Origin of the sequence: Coleofasciculus sp. C1-SOL-03 (genome assembly GCF_040220555.1) — a bacterium.
Classification (GTDB): Bacteria; Cyanobacteriota; Cyanobacteriia; order Cyanobacteriales; family Coleofasciculaceae; genus Coleofasciculus.
Genome location: NZ_JAVJUO010000074.1, coordinates 105,234 through 122,292 on the forward strand (window position 1 = coordinate 105,234; position 17,059 = coordinate 122,292).

Sequence of the window (17,059 nt, forward strand, 5' to 3'; positions counted from 1 at the left end):
CAAGACCTTGAACTGAATAGGGTGTGAGGAATGACTATGGCAAAAATGTGGTGGCAGTCTTTAATCGTGAACCCAGTGGTGTTGGGTAGTTGGGCAGTTTGTGCAGCCCCAAATGCTTTGGCACAGATTGAGGGGTACAACCCCATCAGTCAGACGAACGCTCTTGAGCAAGTCACCAGTGTCTCTCAGTTACGAGATGTTTCCCCTGGTGATTGGGCGTATGAAGCCTTACGCAGTCTGGTGGAACGCTATGGCTGTATCGCGGGCTATCCCGATGGCACCTATCGCGGGAATCGAGCCTTAACCCGATTTGAGTTTGCCGCTGGTTTGAATGCGTGCTTGCAGCAAATTGAGCGTTTACTCCCCAATGGCGAACTGGAGGGGAGTGATTTGGCAACCTTACGACGGTTGGTGCAAGAATTTGAGGCGGAATTGGCAACTCTAGGGGCGCGAGTCGATAATTTGGAAGGTCGAGTCGCTTTTTTAGAGGATCATCAGTTTTCCACAACAACCAAACTTCGCGGAGAAGTCAGCTTTTCCCTGAGTAGCGTGTTTGGGGATGAAAAGGCAGATGGTAGTGGAGAAGATTTGGAAGATGAAGTGGTTTTCGACAACCGAGTGCGTCTATTTTTAGCGACGAGTTTTACGGGAGAGGACTTGTTGCTGACTCGTTTAGATGCACTGAATCCGGTTCCTTTTGGTCCCGGTGAAGGAGATAATCCTAATATTACTGGAACTAGCATGACTCGCTTCGCTTTTGATGAAGGCAATGATAATGATTTAGCTCTTGGCAAGATAAGATATAGCTTCTCTCTGGGAGAAGAGGAACATGGACAGGGTGCCGTTAAAGATGCCAAACTTTCCTTTATGATTGATGCCATTGGCGGCGAGTTTGCCGGGAACTTTACCAACTATAACGAGTTTTTCTCGGGAGAAATGACGGGGGCAATTTCTCGTTTCGGGCGTTTCAATCCGATTTATTATCAGGGAGTCGGAGGCACGGGTGCTAGTTTGACCTATAACTTCAATTCGGCACTTAATTTATCCTTGGGTTATCTGGCTGCCAATGCTAATAATCCGAGTGAGAAAAACGGATTGTTTAATGGTCGCTATGCTGCCATCGCCCAACTGGGGATTGAACCGAGCGAAGCTTTGCGTTTGGGTCTGACTTATGTGCGTTCCTATTATCCTGGGGGAAAGGTGGTGGTTTCTGGGAAGACGGGGAGTGAATTGGCAAATGTGCCATTTGGGGAAGATACTGCCACGTCAGCTGATCAGTTTGGGCTTTCTGCCAGTTTGCGTCTCAGTCCCGCTTTTACGCTGTCGGGGTGGGGCGGTTTAACCCTGGCTCAGGCTCAAGATAATGGTTTCAATAATGGTGTCTTGGTGGATGAGGGCGATGACGCCACTATTTTTAACTGGGCGGTTACGTTGGCATTGCCTGATTTTGGCTCAGAGGGGAGTCTGCTGGGGTTTGTTGTCGGACAACCGCCGAAGGTGACGGATAATGATGGCGGTTTTGAGGATGATGATACGTCTTGGCATCTGGAAGCTCAGTATCGTTATCAACTCACGGATAATATCGCGATTAATCCGGGGGTGTTCGTGATTCTTAACCCAGAACACGATGATGATAACAATGACACGATTTGGGTGGGGACGCTTCGCACTATCTTTGAATTCTAGAGACGTGCCATCTGTAGAGACGTAGCATGCTACGTCTCTACATTATTTGGGTGAAAGGGATTGTCGCCTAGGGGAAAAACGTTTAATATATGAGAATGATAATCATTTTAAATAGCGTATGGTAACAGCTCAAGCCTCCAGTACCATTCCAGTTACTGTTCTCACCGGCTATCTCGGTGCAGGGAAAACCACCCTGCTCAACCACATCCTTACTTACGAACACGGTAAGAAAGTCGCCGTCATCGTCAACGAGTTTGGAGAAGTTGGTATTGATAACCAATTAGTGATTGATGCCGATGAAGAAATCTTTGAGATGAACAACGGGTGCATTTGCTGTACCGTCCGAGGGGATTTGATGCGGATTATTGGGAACCTAATTAAGCGGCGTAACAAGTTTGACCATCTGGTGATAGAAACCACTGGACTGGCTGACCCCGCCCCGGTGATTCAAACCTTTTTCATTGATGAAGATATGCGGCAACAACTGCTTTTAGATGCGGTGGTAACGGTGGTGGATACCAAGCATATTTGGCAGCATTGGGAAGCAGATGAGGCGCAAGAACAGATTGCCTTTGCTGATGTACTTTTGCTCAACAAGACAGATTTAGTTTCCCCGGATGAGTTAGATGAGTTGGAGACGCGGATACGGGGGATGAATGCTCTAGCAAAAATTTACCGCACCCAAAACTCTGAGTTAGGCATGGAGGCGTTATTGGGTGTGAAAGCCTTTGACCTCAACCGTGCTTTGGAGATTGACCCCAACTTTCTCAGCGAAGATGCTCATGAACATGATCAGTCAGTTCATTCCTTTGCTTTGGTTGAATCAAAACCTGTGGATGGGGAAAAACTGAATAATTGGCTCTCGCAATTGTTACAAACCCAGGGTCCTGATATTTTCCGGATGAAGGGAATTATCAACATAGCTGGAGAAGACCAACGCTTTGTCTTTCAAGGGGTACACATGTTGTTTGATGGTCGAGGCGATCGCGCTTGGAAACCTGGAGAACGCCGGAAAAGCGAACTGGTGTTTATTGGTCGCAATTTAGAGGAAGCGAAGCTGAGAGAGGACTTTAGAGCGTGTCTGGTTTAGGGATTACCCAGAAAAATCTATTAGAACAACAGTGGCGTGGGCAACTCTCGGAGTATGTCACGGCTGTGGCTTGGTCAGTTGATGGGTGTTTAGCGGTGAGTTCGGCGGCGGGGGAGGTTCTGCTGTGGGATGGCGGGAATGGTGACTCACGTTTAATTCTCGGTTCAGACGACACAGGTGAACAGTCGATTGATGGTCTGGACTTTTCCCCCGATGGGCAATTCTTGGCAGCCGGAGGACAAGATGGTGGGGTGAGAGTTTGGCAGGTGAAGCCCCAACTTCAACAGATCACGACTCTCAATAATGCCCCCAAATGGGTTGATCACCTGGGTTGGAGTCCCACGGCTAACCAATTAGCATTTAGTTTGGGGCGTTATGTCCAAGTCTGGGATGCGGCTGAACAAGAAACGATTATCACATTACCGTTTGACTCGTCCTCAGTATTGGGAATGACTTGGCATCCTCAAGGACAACATTTAGCGATCGCGGGTGATCAGGGTGCTAAGGTTTGGGATAGTCGAAATTGGGATGATGACCCTTTCCTGGTCGATATGGCGGCGGCGAGTATGGCGATTGCTTGGTCACCGGATGGCAAGTATCTCGCTTCTGGTAATCTCGACTTAACGATTACAGTCGTCCAATGGGGTAATCCTCATCCCTGGGTGATGCGGGGATTCCCCGGCAAAATTCGCAACTTGAGATGGTCAAAATCCCTGTCAAATACTGCACCACTGTTAGCGGCGTCCAGTGGTGAGGGGATTGTGATCTGGAAAAAACAAACGGATGATCGTCAGGGTTGGGATGCACGGGTTTTAGATCTGCATACGGACATTATCCAGGATATCGCCTTTCAACCCAAGAGTTTACTATTAGCGTCAGCGAGTAATGATGGCTGGATTTGTCTGTGGCAAAAAGCCAAGCAAATTGCCCAAATGATGAACGGTGCTACCCAGGGTTTTTCTTGTCTGGCGTGGCATCCTGGGGGACATCAATTGGCGGCTGGCGGTCAAAATGGGGAGGTTTTAGTGTGGTCAGAATCCAAACGGGGTAAAGGATTTGGTTAATTCGGGTTTGCTGAATAAGGAACATATATATGTAGAGACGTAGCATGCTACGTCTGCCATGGCGCGTCTGGAAAGCTGGCACAGAGAATGAACAATCAATAACTGACAATAGTCATGGACTTATTTTCTCGTACTGACCAACAAACCCATCCCGAAAAAATCCAGCAAATTAAACAGTGGATTTATGATGTTTTAGAGATTGATGAAAAAATCTCCGTGTCTCTGAGTCAATTGCGCTGTACTGAACCGGGATGTCCACCCATTGAAACCGTTATTGCCATCTTAGACAAACCCCAGCGACAGTATAAAATCCACAAACCTCTTGCAGAACTAGAAGAAATTGACATTCAAAACTTGCTAGAGAAATCGTAAATTTTGAGCATATCCATGAAACGAAAACAACTTATTTCTCTAGGTTTAATCACTGCCACAAGTGTCACTGTAACCATTTTAGCGGCACCACCCGCTCAAGCGATGCATATTATGGAAGGGTTTTTACCCGTAACCTGGGCAATTTTTTGGTGGATACTCTTCCTGCCTTTTTTTTGGTTGGGATTACGTTCCCTTAATCAAATCACGAAAGATTATCCCGAATTAAAACTGCTGTTGGCTTTAGCAGGTGCTTTTACCTTTGTCTTGTCGGCGTTAAAAATTCCCTCGGTGACAGGTAGTTCGTCCCATCCGACAGGGACAGGACTTGGGGCTGTATTATTTAGTCCCTTAATCATGACAGTTTTGGCAAGTTTTGTCCTGCTCTTTCAAGCTTTATTATTAGCTCATGGGGGGTTGACAACCTTAGGCGCTAATGCATTTTCCATGGCAGTTGTTGGTCCGATGGTGGCGTATGGTTTGTATCGTTTAGTGCTGCAAGTAACTGGAAGACAAACCGTTGCCATATTTCTCGCCGCCGCTGTCGCTAATTTAATCACCTACGTGGTCACGTCTCTACAGTTAGCCCTGGCATTTCCCGCACCAGAAGGCGGTATTTTCAGCTCATTTATCAAATTTGCTGGTATTTTCGCTATCACCCAAATTCCCCTGGCGATTAGTGAAGGATTGTTAACGGTGTTAGTTTGGAATTGGCTGGTTACCTATAGTCAAGAGCAATTACAAGTATTAAACTTGATTAAACCGAAATCACTATGAAACGACAAAAATCAAGCTGGAATAATTGGTTATTAATTTCAGGCGTAATCCTTCTGGCGGTTATCCCTTTACTTACCATTCGAGATTCTGAATTTAGCGGTGCTGATGGACAAGCCGAAGCCGTGATTGGAGACATTCAGCCTGAGTATGAACCATGGTTTGAACCTTTGTTAGCACCTCCAGGTGGTGAAACTGAATCGCTGTTATTTGCCTTACAAGCTGGGATTGGTGCGGGGACAATCGGTTACGCGATCGGTTTATATCGAGGAAAAAGTGAGCGTCATTCTACCTTTAAGTAGAATGTCACTGATTTGTTTGTAGTAAGCGCTTCAGCGCTTGAGGCACTAAAGTGCCGACTACGAACTCATCTTATTTCAGTGCTATTCACCTTTAAGGTAATTGTCATTTGTCTTTCGTCCTGCGTCATTGGTTATTTGTTTTCTTTACATTTTATCGGGTCAAATTCGTCAAAATTAGGGCATCATAAATTATGACAAATGTACCATTACTCCCAGACGTTCCACAGTCACGTCTCTACAAAACACAATACTGATTCAGCAAACCCTAATTAAATGAGATCATGACTCTCCCCATTGATACACTTTCTTATAAGAATAACCTGAGAACCCTACCCCCAGAGCAAAAATTACTGTTTGCGTTAGCCGTTTTAGGAATTGCTCTCATCGCTTCCCCTCTCACTCAAGTTTTGATTAGTCTCTGGCTGGCAATTTGGACAATCGGTTATGCCAAAATTCCGATCCAATCTTATTTAAAGCTTCTGGGTGTGAGTAGTCTATTTTTGGGGATGGGTTTGCCAGCATTAATGATTAACATAATCGGGACGAACCAAATCGATTTAGTTGCCCATGATCAACTCGGAGGTATTCAGTTAGGTGGATTATATTTCTATCTCAGTCACAGTGGCTGGCGAGAAGGAGTCCAAATTTTTATCCGATCTTTGGCTTGTCTCTCATGCTTACTTTTTATGCTGCTGACTATTCCATTTCTGGAAATTGTGCAAACCCTACGTCGTTGTCAATTGCCCGAAACGATCGGTGATTTGCTGATGTTAATGTACCGCTTTGTTTTTATGCTGATTAACACCGTGATTGAGTTACAATTAGCACAACAAGCGAGAGGAGGATATCGCACCTGGACATTAGCGGTTAAGAGTACAAGTTTGCTCGTTAGTCAATTGCTGCAACGGACAATCATTCGCTATCATCAATTTGGTTTAGGCTTAGCCGCTAGAGGATTTACCGATAGATTCTATTGGTTTAATGAGCAACATCGGAACTATTCCCAGCGCTATGCCTTAGAAGGAATAATTGGGTGTTTAAGTTTGTCAGGATTAGATATTTATCTGAGAATTAACTAGAATAACTGTGGATTCAGTCTTTTTTACCCTATCCCCCATCTATGACCCATACATTGCTACAACTCAAAGACATCGTTTATACTTATCCAGGTCAAGATAATCCTTTGTTTCGGGAATTAAACCTGAGGATTGCTCAATCAAAAAAAACGGCGATTATTGGTGAAAACGGATCGGGGAAATCCAGCCTATTCCTGTTGATAGATGGGTTACATAAAGTTCAGCAAGGAAAAATCTACTGGAAAAACGAGGAATTAAAATACAACCGCAAATCTCTCAATCGATGGCGACAACGAATTGGGTTAGCTTTTCAAGATCCTGAACAACAATTAGTCGCCGGAACAGTGATAGAGGATATCGCTTATGGTTTAGCTAACTTGCAATTAGCCAAAGCCGAATTTGAACAGAGACTTGATGACGCGATCGCGGACTTTGTTTTGCAGGAATTAGTCAACCTACCCCTACACCATCTCAGCTTAGGACAAAAGCGGCGCGTTGCTTTAGCGGGTGTGATGGCGTTGAAGCCAGAATTACTCCTTTTAGACGAACCGACGGCTTATTTAGATCAAAGACAAACTCAGAATTTTATGCAGGAATTAGATCGGATTCATGAGTCAGGAACAACAGTTGTTCTGGCAACCCATGACTTAGATATTGCCTATCAATGGGCAGATTGGTTCTTGGTTCTCCATCAAGGACAATTGGTTATGGAAGGTGAGGCGGAAGCAGTTTTTTCCCAACGGGAATTAATTGAAGACTTACAACTCGGTTTGCCAATAGTCTGGCAAATCTGGCAAGCCTTATCCAAGCACCTTTGTCGTTCAGAAAATACCTCTGTTCCCCGAACCGTGAATGAACTGAACGAGAAATTATCAGGAACTATGACGCAAAATTTATATCAATCCAGACGTTAATTAAACTAAGTAATTATAACCATGACTCAAATTCTTGATGCTTTGCCCCCAGACTTTCCCTCGAAAATTTTATGTGGCTATTTCAATCAGACGAGACAAGTTCAGATTGTGCGGATTGTCAATATTCCCAATTGGTACTTTGAGCGAGTCGTATTTCCTCGGCAACATCTCTTATTTGAAGCCTGTTCTGAGGCTCAACTGGAAATTTATACAGGCGCAATGAGCCAGGGAATTCTTCTAGATAGAATTGGCTGCGATCGGTTATACATTCAACAGGAATTCATATTATGTCCGGTTGAATACTCACATTTAGGTGGAGACAAGGCAGAGGGCAGAAGGCAGAGGGCAGAAGGGAAGGATCAAGGTGGCAATGAAGAAGGATATTACGGTTATTTTGGCGAACATGATATCATCCGATCGCCTAACCAAGACTTAAAAAAACTTCCAGTTTTTCACCCTTCCAGCCACCGAACGTTCAACTAGCCTGTTCTTGATTGTGTCAGCTTCTCGAATCCCTCAACTGCTTTTGTGATCTAGATTGAGCCAAATAGATGGCTAAATCCCCCTAATTATTACTGTCAATTACCTTAACTTATGTCATCAAAAAACTCCGTGTCTCATCACTCTAAATCAACCAACCTCCTGTTACCCAATCGCCCCAGGCGTCTGCGTCGCACACCAGCCATGCGCCGGATGGTACGAGAAACTCAGCTTAGTGTTAACGATCTAATTTATCCCCTGTTTGTTATGGAAGGCGAGAGTCATCAGCAGGAAATAATTTCTATGCCGGGATGCTACCGTTATTCCGGGGATTTACTACTCAAAGAAGTAGAAAACGTCTTTGAATTAGGGATTAATGCGATCGCGCTATTCCCCGTTATCCCTGAAGACAAGAAAGATGCCACCGCCACCGAAAGCTATAATCCGGATGGACTTGTACAGCGAACCGTCAAAGCGATTCGTCAAGCCGTACCCGAAATCGTGGTGATTACCGATGTCGCCCTCGATCCGTTCTCATCTCACGGTCATGATGGCATTGTCTCAGAAGACGGCATTATCCTCAATGATCCCACGGTAGACGTGTTGGTGAAAATGGCACTTTCACAAGCCAATGCAGGTGCAGATCTCGTGGCGCCTTCTGACATGATGGATGGGCGAGTGGGCGCCATTCGCCAAGCGCTAGACGCTGAGGGTTATGTCGATGTCGGGATTCTCGCCTACTCCGCTAAATACGCCTCTGCCTATTATGGTCCCTTTCGTGACGCCCTTGATTCTGCGCCGAAGTTTGGTGATAAGAAAACCTATCAAATGGATTCAGCTAATGCTAAGGAAGCACTCAAAGAAATAGCTTTGGATATTGCCGAAGGTGCTGACGTATTAATGATTAAGCCTGCTCTTGCCTATCTCGATATTATTCAGCAGGTTCGTAACGCGACTCAACTCCCCGTGGCGGCTTACAATGTCAGTGGTGAATATGCCATGATTAAAGCCGCGAGTCAAAGGGGTTGGATTGACGAAAAATCCGTGATTTTAGAAACGCTTACGAGTATCAAACGGGCGGGTGCTGACCTAATTTTGACCTACTTTGCTAAAGATGTCGCCTTGATGTTGCCGGGGACGTAAATATCCCATCTACCGCTAATTGTAGTTAGACCAACCGAGACTTTCATCCTAAAAGAAAACCATGGTACAGACAACAAAACAAACGGAATCGGAAATCGTAAACCTTCCCAAACGAGGGATGCCTGTCACGATTATTACCGGATTTCTGGGGAGTGGCAAAACCACCTTAGTTAATCAAATTCTCGAAAACAAGCAGAATTTAAAAGTCGCTGTGTTAGTGAATGAGTTTGGAGATATCAATATTGACTCCCAGCTTCTGGTTTCTTTCGATGAAGACATGGTGGAGTTGAGTAATGGTTGTATTTGCTGTACGATTAATGATGGGTTAGTTGATGCTGTTTATCGCGTTTTAGAACGGGAAGACCGGATTGATTATTTAGTCATTGAAACCACGGGAGTGGCTGATCCGTTACCCATTGCGATTACCTTTTTAGGGACAGAACTGCGAAACCTGACGCGATTGGATTCGATCTTAACGGTAGTCGATGCTGAAACATTCACTCCAGAGCATTTTGACAGTGAAGCCGCGTTTGCACAGGTGGCGTATGGTGATATCGTGTTGCTGAATAAAACAGATCGCGCTGAGCCGAAAAAGCTGGATGAATTAGAGAGTTATATCCGCGTAATTAAACAGGGAGCAAGACTCATCCGTTGTCAATATGGTCAAGTGCCATTACCCTTAATTTTGGATGTGGGATTAACCCAAATAGAGAACTACCAGCAGGAGTTGGAGGAAAGCCAGCACGAGGATCATGGGCATCATTCCCATCAGGATCACTCCCATCACCATCATGATCACTCCCATCATTCCCATCACTTAGAAAATGATGGATTTGTTTCCCTGTCTTTCCAGAGCGATCGCCCTTTTGATGTCCACAAATTTGAGTATTTTTTGACTGAACAGATGCCGAATACTGTGTTTCGGGGAAAAGGTATTCTCTGGTTTAGTGATAGCCCTTTACGCCATATCTTTCAACTCAGCGGTCCTCGGTTTGAATTAAACGCTGAGCCTTGGATAGGTTCACCTAAAACTCAGCTTGTCTTGATTGGGCGTCATCTCGATCTAGATGAAATCAAAACGATACTGGACAACTGTCTGGTTGAATCGGTAAAATTATAGTCAATTAATTGTCAATTAAGTAGGTGGACACAATTAACGTGAACGGTTGAGATTAGGGAACAGGGAACAGGGAACAGGGAACAGTAAGGGTTTGAGTTTTGTTAACAAAAAATAGTATGGTGCTGTTTTATTTTGTTCGACTACTTATTGGCTGAATTGTCTTTTTGTTTTCCTTCATTTTTGTCCTTCATAAAATTATTCCATCATGACCTTATCTCAATCCAAGCCGATGCCATTAAATGGTGTAATGCCATCCCTTTCAACTCCTGATCAACCCCTTGTCTCTGACGAAGAAATGAGGCAAGCCGTGCGTACTTTGTTACTGGGATTGGGAGAAGATCCAGACCGCGAAGGATTACAAGATACCCCTAAACGTGTGGTTAAAGCCTTAAAGTTTTTGACATCGGGTTATCACCAATCCCTGGATGAATTACTCAATGGTGCAGTATTTACCGAAGATGCTAATGAAATGGTGCTAGTACGGGATATCGATATTTTTAGCTCCTGTGAGCATCATATTCTGCCGATTCTCGGTCGCGCTCACGTTGCCTATATTCCCAATGGTAAGGTGATTGGACTGTCCAAAATTGCTCGGATTTGCGAAATGTATGGGCGGCGCTTGCAAGTACAGGAACGTCTGACGGCACAGATTGCTGATGGACTCGTGGGATTACTCAAGCCTAAAGGTGTAGCCGTAGTCGTGGAAGCGACGCATATGTGCATGGTGATGCGAGGTGTGCAAAAGCCAGGGTCTTGGACTGTGACCAGTGCGGTGCGAGGGGTGTTTGCTGAGGATGCTCGAACTCGCCAGGAGTTCATGGATTTGGTTCAACATAACCCAAGGTTTCATTAGCGTGCCTGTTAGTTAGGGGCGATCACCTAATCCTAGGAGAAAGCCCTTTTTTGAAGTTTTGATGATAATAAGTAGTCGGACAAAAGAAAACGGCACTGTATCAATTTTTGTAAATTGCCCTCAAAACCTTACTGTTCCCTGTTCCCCGTTCCCTGTTCCCTAATCTCAACAGTTACTTTAGTTGTGTCCACCTACTTAATTATTACTATACAATTGGTTTAGGGCGAGTCAGATCGTTCAATCCGCCAATTTGTCGTTACTCAACCGGAGGAATTTTATGACCCCTAGTGTCAAACAAGTTCGTCCCACATCTTTCACCGCTTCTGGGCGGGGAATACCTGTTACCATTATCACGGGTTTTTTGGGAAGCGGCAAAACTACGCTGCTCAATTATATTTTGCATAATCGTCAGGATTTGAAGATAGCCGTTATTGTTAATGAATTTGGTGACATTGATATCGATTCCAAACTCTTGGTATCGATTGATGAAAATATGGTGCAACTGAGTAATGGTTGCATTTGCTGCACGATTAATGAAAATCTCGTTGATACGGTTGATGCGTTAATTCACCGTGATGATCCGGTAGATTACATCCTGGTTGAAACCACAGGGGTGGCAGATCCGTTGCCAATTATGCTGAGTTTTATCACCACAGAATTACAAACCGTTACTCACATTGATTCCATATTGACGGTTGTCGATGCAGAATCGTTGATGCCGAACCACTATGACAGTGAAGCGGCACGGAATCAACTCATTTTTGCTGATATTATTCTGTTGAACAAAACCGATTTAGTTGCCCCCAAACGAATTAATCAACTCGAGGACTATATTCGTTCCCTGAAACCTGGAGCTAGAGTCCTCCAAACCCAGTATGGACAGGTGTCATTGCCACTGATTTTGAATGTGAACCTTAATGAGCCTAGCACCTATAAAAGTGCAGCATCAGCCGAGCATCATTTGGCTCATGAGCATCAGTCTCACCATCTGGAACATGATCAGTTTATGGCAGTCTCATTTGAGAGCGATCGCGCCTTAAATTTGCCCAAATTTCAAACCTTTGTCGATAATCTACCCACCAACGTTTATCGGGGGAAGGGCATTCTCTGGTTTCAGGGAAGTCAGTTACGTCATCTGTTTCAATTAAGTGGTAAGCGATGTGATATAAAAAGTGAACGTTCTCACCCTCCTCGTTGGAATCAACTCGTTTTCATTGGACGAAATTTAAATGCAGAGTGGATTCGACAAGAATTAGCAGAGTGCATAGCAAGTTAAGAACTGAAATAGACGATTCATTCTGTTGATAATTATCCGCTTTTAGTCTCTCATAGAAAAATGATTATAGCAGTAGACACACCGATTAGGACAACATCAATCATCTTGCTAGTATTGCTTGGATTGGGTTCCATTAGTCTAACGTTCCGGTTGAGCTGCTGCAAGAGGACTAGAACGAAGTGCGAAGACTTTGTACCGTCCGCTCCAGCGCGTTGTTATGCCGCGTTGCTTACCAGTTACCCACAACTCTAAATTAACTTGCTCTTGCAGAATTGCCGCAACTCGATTAAACTTAGTCTGTAGACTTAGTTTTTTGGGGCTATGGAAACAGTCAACATTCATTACTGCAAAACAAACCTTTCTCGGCTATTGTCCCGTGTGGAACTCGGAGAGGAAATCGTTATTTCAAACCGAGGTATCCCAATTGCTAAACTTGTTCCATTTCGGACATCCTTAGATCGACGGTCTAGTTTGGGACAAGATCGAGAGATGTTTACTGTACCAGATGACTTTAATGCTCCTTTACCAGAAGATATTTTGGTGGCATTTGAGGGCGGCGCAGAGTGAGACTTTTACTAGATACACAATGCTGGCTATGGTGGTTTGCTCAACCCGAAAAATTAAATGAGAACGTAATTGAGCAGATCGCGGATGAAACCAATGAAGTATGGTTTTCAGTTGCCAGTGTTTGGGAGATGGGAATTAAAGTTTCAATTGGTAAGTTGCCACTACCAGAGCAACTAGATGATTATGTCTCTACTCGTATGACTCAACTAGGAGCTAGATCGTTAGAGATCACTGCTTCTCATGCTTTGCGGGTAGCTGCATTACCTTTACATCATCGTGACCCTTTTGACAGAATGCTGATTGCACAAGCTCAACTAGAAGACATGACACTTGTAAGTGCAGATTCGACATTTAACCAATATGAAGTCTCTTTACTCTGGGCGGCTAGTTCCTAGTTTTTATCAGTCAAGGTTGGTGGGAAGAACAGTTGCTTATCTTGCATGGCTTGGGACGAACGGGAGAACCGACTGAACTGATTAAGCAATATGGCATAGACAGGGTAAAAACCTTGTGGGATGCGATTCCGCGAGAAATGGTGGAATGGGTGCGATCGCTTGCAGGAGGGAAACACAAACTGCTATCCCCACTGTCGATGGGCATTCTCATTGATGTAGGACTGATCGCTGACCAGCAAACTCATAAGTGGTAAGCGATGTGATATAAAAAGTGAACGTTCTCACCCTCCTCGTTGGAATCAACTCGTTTTCATTGGACGAAATTTAAATGCAGAGTGGATTCAACAAGAATTAGCAGAGTGCATAGCAAGTTAAGAGCCGAAATAAACGATTAATCCTGTTGATAATTATGGTTCTTCCGGACTTAGTGTGCTAAACTATCAGTCTTCAGAGTTCATAACGCTTACCACATAAGGACTGTAGCGCCTAATAAAGTCTAATGTTGGACAGCGTTTGCGACAAGCTGACAACGCGATCGTAATCTTCGTCTCCCAATCCACTACTCGTTATTTGGCTCTTCAAAGCGATGCAAGCACTCCTGAACTGATAACACAGGTACGGATGAATTCAAAAACCCTTGATTATCGCGGGTCAAGATAGCATCAAGCCCTTGAGCTACAGCACAAGCAACTTGAATCGCATCCTCAAAATCAGCAAAACCTGAGCTAAACGCTACCTCTAAAACCTCTCGGTTCACAGGGCAGATCTCCATCGCTGTCAATGTCTCTGAAACTGCTTCCCGTGCTTGCTCAATACTGCGTGTGTGTCTTCGAGCAATGTAAAAAATGTCTGTGAGCGTTGTAGCTGTGGCATACCCAACGATCTGACCAGAATCGATCGCCTGAAACAGTTGCTCTGCATCGTGGAAAAATGGCTCTCTTTGTAATAGAAAATCTAGGAGAATATTGGTGTCAACTAAAACGTTCACTGAAGATATTTCTCCACCCGACGCTCTTCCAACATCGCCGCTACTTCTTGGTCGGTTGGTGCGGGTTGGTCTGTTTTGAGTAAGCCACGCATTCGTCGAATTGCACTAGAACGACCAGGCTTGGCAATGGGGGTACTCTGCAAGGACTCAATGATGGCACTAACCAGCGCAAGCCGATCGCTCGGTGATAACTTGACAGCTTCTTCCTTTAGCTCTTGCAGTAGCATAGACACCTCTCAGGGCTGGATAGTCTGGGTTCTATTGAAATAATTATAACCCCGGCGACTAGATCGATTTCATTTGCTAGATTTCCCAGCCACTTGTCAAGGGGATGCTTTCATCCAGCAAGGTTTTGGTTGAAATAACCGAGAATCCCTTGTGCGATCGCCTTTTTCTTTGTCTTCTGGGACAGTTTGACCGTTTGAGTCTGTATAAAAGACGGGGGAGCCTGCACCATCGCTATCTTGTAAAATGGATACCAACCATCTCCTTCATCCTCTAAACTTTGATTTTTGATTATGGTGTTGCAGCAGCCTGCTCGTTCCATCCCAATTCCCCCCCTGGAAAGTGGCGATCGCTTGACTCGTGCTGAGTTTGAGCGCCGCTATGAGGCGACCCCGGAAAAATTTAAAGCTGAATTGATTGAAGGAGTGGTTTACGTGGCATCCCCAGTTACAGTTTTTCATGGTACACCTCATGCTGCCTTAGTCACCTGGTTAGGGGTATATTGGACGGCCACTCCCGGTGTCAGTGTGGCTGATAACACCACAACCCGGTTGGATTTAGATAATGAACCCCAACCAGATGCACTGCTGCGAATTGAAGTTGGCGGTAACTCCACGATTAGCGAAGATGGCTATATCGAAGGGACACCAGAGTTAGTGGCGGAAATTGCCACAAGCAGTGCGGCAATTGATTTAGGAGTTAAGCGGAATGCCTATCGCCGCAATGGGGTGCAGGAATATTTGGTGTGGTCAACCTTTGAGAACCACCTCAGTTGGTTTCGGTTGCAAGCAGAGGAATTGGTCTTAATTGAACCGGATGCCGATGGCATGATTCGCAGTAGCGTGTTCCCAGGATTGTGGCTGAACGTGCCAGCTTTATTGGAGGGCAGAATGATGGAGGTGCTCAATGGGCTGCAAGCTGGGATTGCTGACCCAATCCATCACGCCTTTGTGCAGGAGTTGGTGGGGCGATCGCGCAATCTTGAATGAAGTCTGTTAGTTGAGCAGCAAACCCTGAGTGTGCGATTTCCCATCGGGAAGGCTACGCCAACGCGCCATGTTGGGGATATTGAAATATCCACCTTAGTGTTGGACGCTCGGTCAATTTTCCTACTTGATTTTTTATCCCGACTATAGACTGATAAGACTTCCAATCAAACGCCAGTCCAGTTAACTTAACTTAAGCGAAGAGGTCGCCCTCTCCGCTCAGCTTCACCGTTAGACCGCTGGGTGATCGGTGGGGTGTAGCGAAACTTTGAGTATAATTGAGTCGGTAGTTTAGTGAAGACTAGATATGGTTTCAACACCTACTCAACATCCAGAAATTATTAGGACAGAGCGGGGACTCACGATCGCAGGTACACGCATCACTCTCTACGATGTGATGGACTATGTGACGGCCCAATATCCTTCTAAATTCATTCGTGGTCTATTTAACCTAACGAATGAACAAATTAATGCTGCTCTTACCTACATTGAGGAAAATCGTGCTGAAGTCGAGGCTGAGTATAAGCTCGTTCTCAAGGAAGCTGAAGAACTTCAGCGGTATTACGAGGAAAAAAATCGTGATCTGATTTCCCGACTTGCAACCCAACCAGTAAAGCCTGGTGAGGAAGCTGTTCGAGCAAAACTACAAGCAGCGAAAGCTAAGTTTGAAGTTAGGTCATGAATTTTTTGATTGACCATAACTTAGAAGGACATGCAGTGCTTCTTGCTGGCAGTATCCTGAATGGCGGTTGGCTTGATTGGACTCCTATCCGACTCTTTATTCCATAGTTGTAATTCGGTTTTATTTAGCCCTGAACAACCTGTGAAGTTTGAGTTTTAGAGCGCTCGCTAGATGCTCCTCCCTCGTCAACCATACCCGCAACTCGCAGACTTTCCCTTCTGTCGCCTCAACAACGTCAACCTCGCGATTAATAATTGCGAGTTAAAAGTCTCCCCTTCCCGCCTATTTGCCAAAATGGGATGCTCCCCGATACTTTGCCTGATGAGGTTCATGAACCCCTCCTTACTTTGTGAAGGAGGGGATTGGCAGAGGGAACCTGCCAGGAAGTCATGAATAGGGCATGAGTTGGTAAGGGATAACCACTTCTGAACGCTTCTCTAGTTCAGATTACTGTAGGTCTAGGAATCTCTGGACACTGGGTCAATCCAGGACACACCCTTACTAATGCCTTAAGAGACGTAAACATTACACGAGTGGATTATCTCGCATGTTTCGTGTGCCAGTAGTTAGCAAAGAAGGAAAACCTTTAATGCCCACCAAGCCATCTAGGGCTAGGCGGTGGGTGAATGTTGGTAAAGCCGTGGGGAAGTGGTCAGACTTGGGAGTTTATTACGTCCAACTCACCACACCACCATCGGCTCAAGAGGTACAACCAATCGCGGTGGGAGTCGATCCCGGTAAGTCCTACTCCGGTGTTGGTGTCCAGTCTGCTAAATGCACTTTGCTGCAACTGCATCTTATCCTTCCGTTTGGGCGGGTGAAGAAACGGATGGAAACCCGCGCCATCCTGCGACGGGGGCGGCGAGGACGGCGGATTAACCGGGATGTCCCATTCAAACAACGTAACCATCGGCAGTGCCGCTTTGACAGTGCGGCTCGTTTGCCAGAAATCACTCTAGGTGAGGGATTGGCAGCATGACAAAAGTCATGACAACTTTACCAGCTTATTGGTGCGGGAAAAAATCCCAAGTCCAATCGCCCAGGTGCTGGGTTGAAAGCATCACCCCCA

The 17,059-nt window shown here is 45.2% G+C and carries 21 protein-coding genes and 2 pseudogenes; 20 read left to right on the forward strand and 3 right to left on the reverse strand.

The annotated features are described in order from the left end of the window. Positions 1–36 precede the first annotated feature (36 nt). The 17 genes and pseudogenes from RIE73_RS12805 (at position 37) to RIE73_RS12885 (ending at position 13,484) form a co-directional block, all read left to right on the forward strand. A complete protein-coding gene (locus RIE73_RS12805) occupies positions 37–1,686 on the forward strand; it encodes an iron uptake porin (protein ID WP_446401533.1) in 1,650 nt (549 codons plus the stop codon). 118 nt (positions 1,687–1,804) lie between these two features. Further along, positions 1,805–2,776, forward strand: coding sequence for a CobW family GTP-binding protein (locus tag RIE73_RS12810; RefSeq protein WP_446401534.1), 972 nt, complete (start codon positions 1,805–1,807; stop codon positions 2,774–2,776). Beyond that, complete coding sequence (locus RIE73_RS12815; RefSeq protein WP_446401535.1) at positions 2,764–3,840, forward strand: WD40 repeat domain-containing protein; 1,077 nt, start codon at positions 2,764–2,766, stop codon at positions 3,838–3,840. Before RIE73_RS12810 ends, RIE73_RS12815 begins: the two co-directional genes overlap by 13 nt. 114 nt (positions 3,841–3,954) lie before the next feature. Beyond that, positions 3,955–4,212, forward strand: a complete 258-nt coding sequence (locus tag RIE73_RS12820; protein ID WP_446401536.1) for a hypothetical protein — start codon at positions 3,955–3,957, stop codon at positions 4,210–4,212. A gap of 15 nt (positions 4,213–4,227) precedes the next feature. Beyond that, positions 4,228–4,986 (forward strand): energy-coupling factor ABC transporter permease, encoded by a 759-nt coding sequence (locus RIE73_RS12825; RefSeq protein ID WP_446401537.1) that lies wholly within the window; start codon positions 4,228–4,230, stop codon positions 4,984–4,986. Beyond that, positions 4,983–5,285, forward strand: coding sequence for an energy-coupling factor ABC transporter substrate-binding protein (locus RIE73_RS12830; protein WP_446401538.1), 303 nt, complete (start codon positions 4,983–4,985; stop codon positions 5,283–5,285). Before RIE73_RS12825 ends, RIE73_RS12830 begins: the two co-directional genes overlap by 4 nt. A 281-nt stretch (positions 5,286–5,566) precedes the next feature. Further along, positions 5,567–6,364 carry a cobalt ECF transporter T component CbiQ gene (gene cbiQ / locus RIE73_RS12835; RefSeq protein ID WP_446401539.1) on the forward strand — a complete coding sequence of 266 codons (798 nt, stop codon included), beginning with the start codon at positions 5,567–5,569 and terminating at the stop codon, positions 6,362–6,364. A 41-nt stretch (positions 6,365–6,405) separates the two neighbouring features. Next, positions 6,406–7,275 carry an energy-coupling factor ABC transporter ATP-binding protein gene (locus RIE73_RS12840; protein WP_446401540.1) on the forward strand — a complete coding sequence of 290 codons (870 nt, stop codon included), beginning with the start codon at positions 6,406–6,408 and terminating at the stop codon, positions 7,273–7,275. Between the two features lie 21 nt (positions 7,276–7,296). Then, a complete protein-coding gene (locus tag RIE73_RS12845) occupies positions 7,297–7,758 on the forward strand; it encodes a DUF1830 domain-containing protein (protein WP_446401541.1) in 462 nt (153 codons plus the stop codon). 111 nt (positions 7,759–7,869) lie between these two features. Further along, complete coding sequence (hemB, locus tag RIE73_RS12850) at positions 7,870–8,898, forward strand: porphobilinogen synthase (RefSeq protein ID WP_446401542.1); 1,029 nt, start codon at positions 7,870–7,872, stop codon at positions 8,896–8,898. A gap of 61 nt (positions 8,899–8,959) precedes the next feature. Continuing rightward, positions 8,960–10,018 (forward strand): CobW family GTP-binding protein, encoded by a 1,059-nt coding sequence (locus RIE73_RS12855; RefSeq protein ID WP_446401543.1) that lies wholly within the window; start codon positions 8,960–8,962, stop codon positions 10,016–10,018. Between the two features lie 205 nt (positions 10,019–10,223). Then, a complete protein-coding gene (gene folE / locus RIE73_RS12860; protein WP_446401544.1) occupies positions 10,224–10,871 on the forward strand; it encodes a GTP cyclohydrolase I FolE in 648 nt (215 codons plus the stop codon). A 277-nt stretch (positions 10,872–11,148) separates the two neighbouring features. Next, positions 11,149–12,147: a CobW family GTP-binding protein gene (locus tag RIE73_RS12865; protein ID WP_446401545.1), complete on the forward strand. Its 999-nt coding sequence runs from the start codon at positions 11,149–11,151 to the stop codon at positions 12,145–12,147. Between the two features lie 321 nt (positions 12,148–12,468). Then, complete coding sequence (locus RIE73_RS12870; RefSeq protein WP_446401546.1) at positions 12,469–12,714, forward strand: type II toxin-antitoxin system Phd/YefM family antitoxin; 246 nt, start codon at positions 12,469–12,471, stop codon at positions 12,712–12,714. Beyond that, a complete protein-coding gene (locus tag RIE73_RS12875; protein ID WP_446401547.1) occupies positions 12,711–13,109 on the forward strand; it encodes a type II toxin-antitoxin system VapC family toxin in 399 nt (132 codons plus the stop codon). The genes RIE73_RS12870 and RIE73_RS12875 overlap by 4 nt, the downstream gene beginning before the upstream one ends. Positions 13,110–13,114: 5 nt before the next feature. Beyond that, positions 13,115–13,274: pseudogene (locus RIE73_RS12880) on the forward strand (metallophosphatase); the annotation flags it as partial. A gap of 99 nt (positions 13,275–13,373) precedes the next feature. Next, complete coding sequence (locus tag RIE73_RS12885) at positions 13,374–13,484, forward strand: GTP-binding protein (RefSeq protein ID WP_446401556.1); 111 nt, start codon at positions 13,374–13,376, stop codon at positions 13,482–13,484. A 184-nt stretch (positions 13,485–13,668) separates the two neighbouring features. Here the strand turns inward: RIE73_RS12885 and RIE73_RS12890 are convergent, their stop codons facing one another. The 3 genes from RIE73_RS12890 to RIE73_RS12900 form a co-directional block, all read right to left on the reverse strand. Next, positions 13,669–14,097, reverse strand: coding sequence for a type II toxin-antitoxin system VapC family toxin (locus RIE73_RS12890; RefSeq protein WP_446401548.1), 429 nt, complete (start codon positions 14,095–14,097; stop codon positions 13,669–13,671). Next, positions 14,094–14,324, reverse strand: a complete 231-nt coding sequence (locus tag RIE73_RS12895) for a hypothetical protein (protein WP_446401549.1) — start codon at positions 14,322–14,324, stop codon at positions 14,094–14,096. Before RIE73_RS12895 ends, RIE73_RS12890 begins: the two co-directional genes overlap by 4 nt. A 110-nt stretch (positions 14,325–14,434) precedes the next feature. Further along, positions 14,435–14,644 carry a hypothetical protein gene (locus RIE73_RS12900; RefSeq protein WP_446401550.1) on the reverse strand — a complete coding sequence of 70 codons (210 nt, stop codon included), beginning with the start codon at positions 14,642–14,644 and terminating at the stop codon, positions 14,435–14,437. Between RIE73_RS12900 and RIE73_RS12905 the strand changes: the two genes are divergently transcribed. From RIE73_RS12905 to RIE73_RS12915, 3 genes and pseudogenes are all read left to right on the forward strand, one after another. Next, positions 14,616–15,311, forward strand: a complete 696-nt coding sequence (locus RIE73_RS12905) for a Uma2 family endonuclease (RefSeq protein WP_446401551.1) — start codon at positions 14,616–14,618, stop codon at positions 15,309–15,311. The genes RIE73_RS12900 and RIE73_RS12905 overlap by 29 nt on opposite strands. A 304-nt stretch (positions 15,312–15,615) precedes the next feature. Further along, on the forward strand, positions 15,616–15,990 hold the full coding sequence (locus tag RIE73_RS12910) for a DUF433 domain-containing protein (RefSeq protein ID WP_446401552.1): 375 nt from the start codon (positions 15,616–15,618) through the stop codon (positions 15,988–15,990). A 547-nt stretch (positions 15,991–16,537) separates the two neighbouring features. Continuing rightward, a pseudogene (locus RIE73_RS12915) lies at positions 16,538–16,921 on the forward strand (RRXRR domain-containing protein); the annotation flags it as partial. Positions 16,922–17,059 lie beyond the last annotated feature (138 nt).

Coding starts and splice junctions, on each gene's coding strand:
- RIE73_RS12825 (WP_446401537.1), top strand. CDS start 4,228: ATGAAACGAAAACAACTTATTTCTCTAGGTTTAATCACTGCCACAAGT.
- hemB (WP_446401542.1), top strand. CDS start 7,870: ATGTCATCAAAAAACTCCGTGTCTCATCACTCTAAATCAACCAACCTC.
- RIE73_RS12855 (WP_446401543.1), top strand. CDS start 8,960: ATGGTACAGACAACAAAACAAACGGAATCGGAAATCGTAAACCTTCCC.
- RIE73_RS12845 (WP_446401541.1), top strand. CDS start 7,297: ATGACTCAAATTCTTGATGCTTTGCCCCCAGACTTTCCCTCGAAAATT.
- cbiQ (WP_446401539.1), top strand. CDS start 5,567: ATGACTCTCCCCATTGATACACTTTCTTATAAGAATAACCTGAGAACC.
- RIE73_RS12820 (WP_446401536.1), top strand. CDS start 3,955: ATGGACTTATTTTCTCGTACTGACCAACAAACCCATCCCGAAAAAATC.
- folE (WP_446401544.1), top strand. CDS start 10,224: ATGACCTTATCTCAATCCAAGCCGATGCCATTAAATGGTGTAATGCCA.
- RIE73_RS12905 (WP_446401551.1), top strand. CDS start 14,616: ATGGTGTTGCAGCAGCCTGCTCGTTCCATCCCAATTCCCCCCCTGGAA.
- RIE73_RS12900 (WP_446401550.1), bottom strand. CDS start 14,644: ATGGAACGAGCAGGCTGCTGCAACACCATAATCAAAAATCAAAGTTTA.
- RIE73_RS12840 (WP_446401540.1), top strand. CDS start 6,406: ATGACCCATACATTGCTACAACTCAAAGACATCGTTTATACTTATCCA.
- RIE73_RS12910 (WP_446401552.1), top strand. CDS start 15,616: ATGGTTTCAACACCTACTCAACATCCAGAAATTATTAGGACAGAGCGG.
- RIE73_RS12865 (WP_446401545.1), top strand. CDS start 11,149: ATGACCCCTAGTGTCAAACAAGTTCGTCCCACATCTTTCACCGCTTCT.
- RIE73_RS12805 (WP_446401533.1), top strand. CDS start 37: ATGGCAAAAATGTGGTGGCAGTCTTTAATCGTGAACCCAGTGGTGTTG.
- RIE73_RS12810 (WP_446401534.1), top strand. CDS start 1,805: ATGGTAACAGCTCAAGCCTCCAGTACCATTCCAGTTACTGTTCTCACC.
- RIE73_RS12895 (WP_446401549.1), bottom strand. CDS start 14,324: ATGCTACTGCAAGAGCTAAAGGAAGAAGCTGTCAAGTTATCACCGAGC.
- RIE73_RS12870 (WP_446401546.1), top strand. CDS start 12,469: ATGGAAACAGTCAACATTCATTACTGCAAAACAAACCTTTCTCGGCTA.
- RIE73_RS12830 (WP_446401538.1), top strand. CDS start 4,983: ATGAAACGACAAAAATCAAGCTGGAATAATTGGTTATTAATTTCAGGC.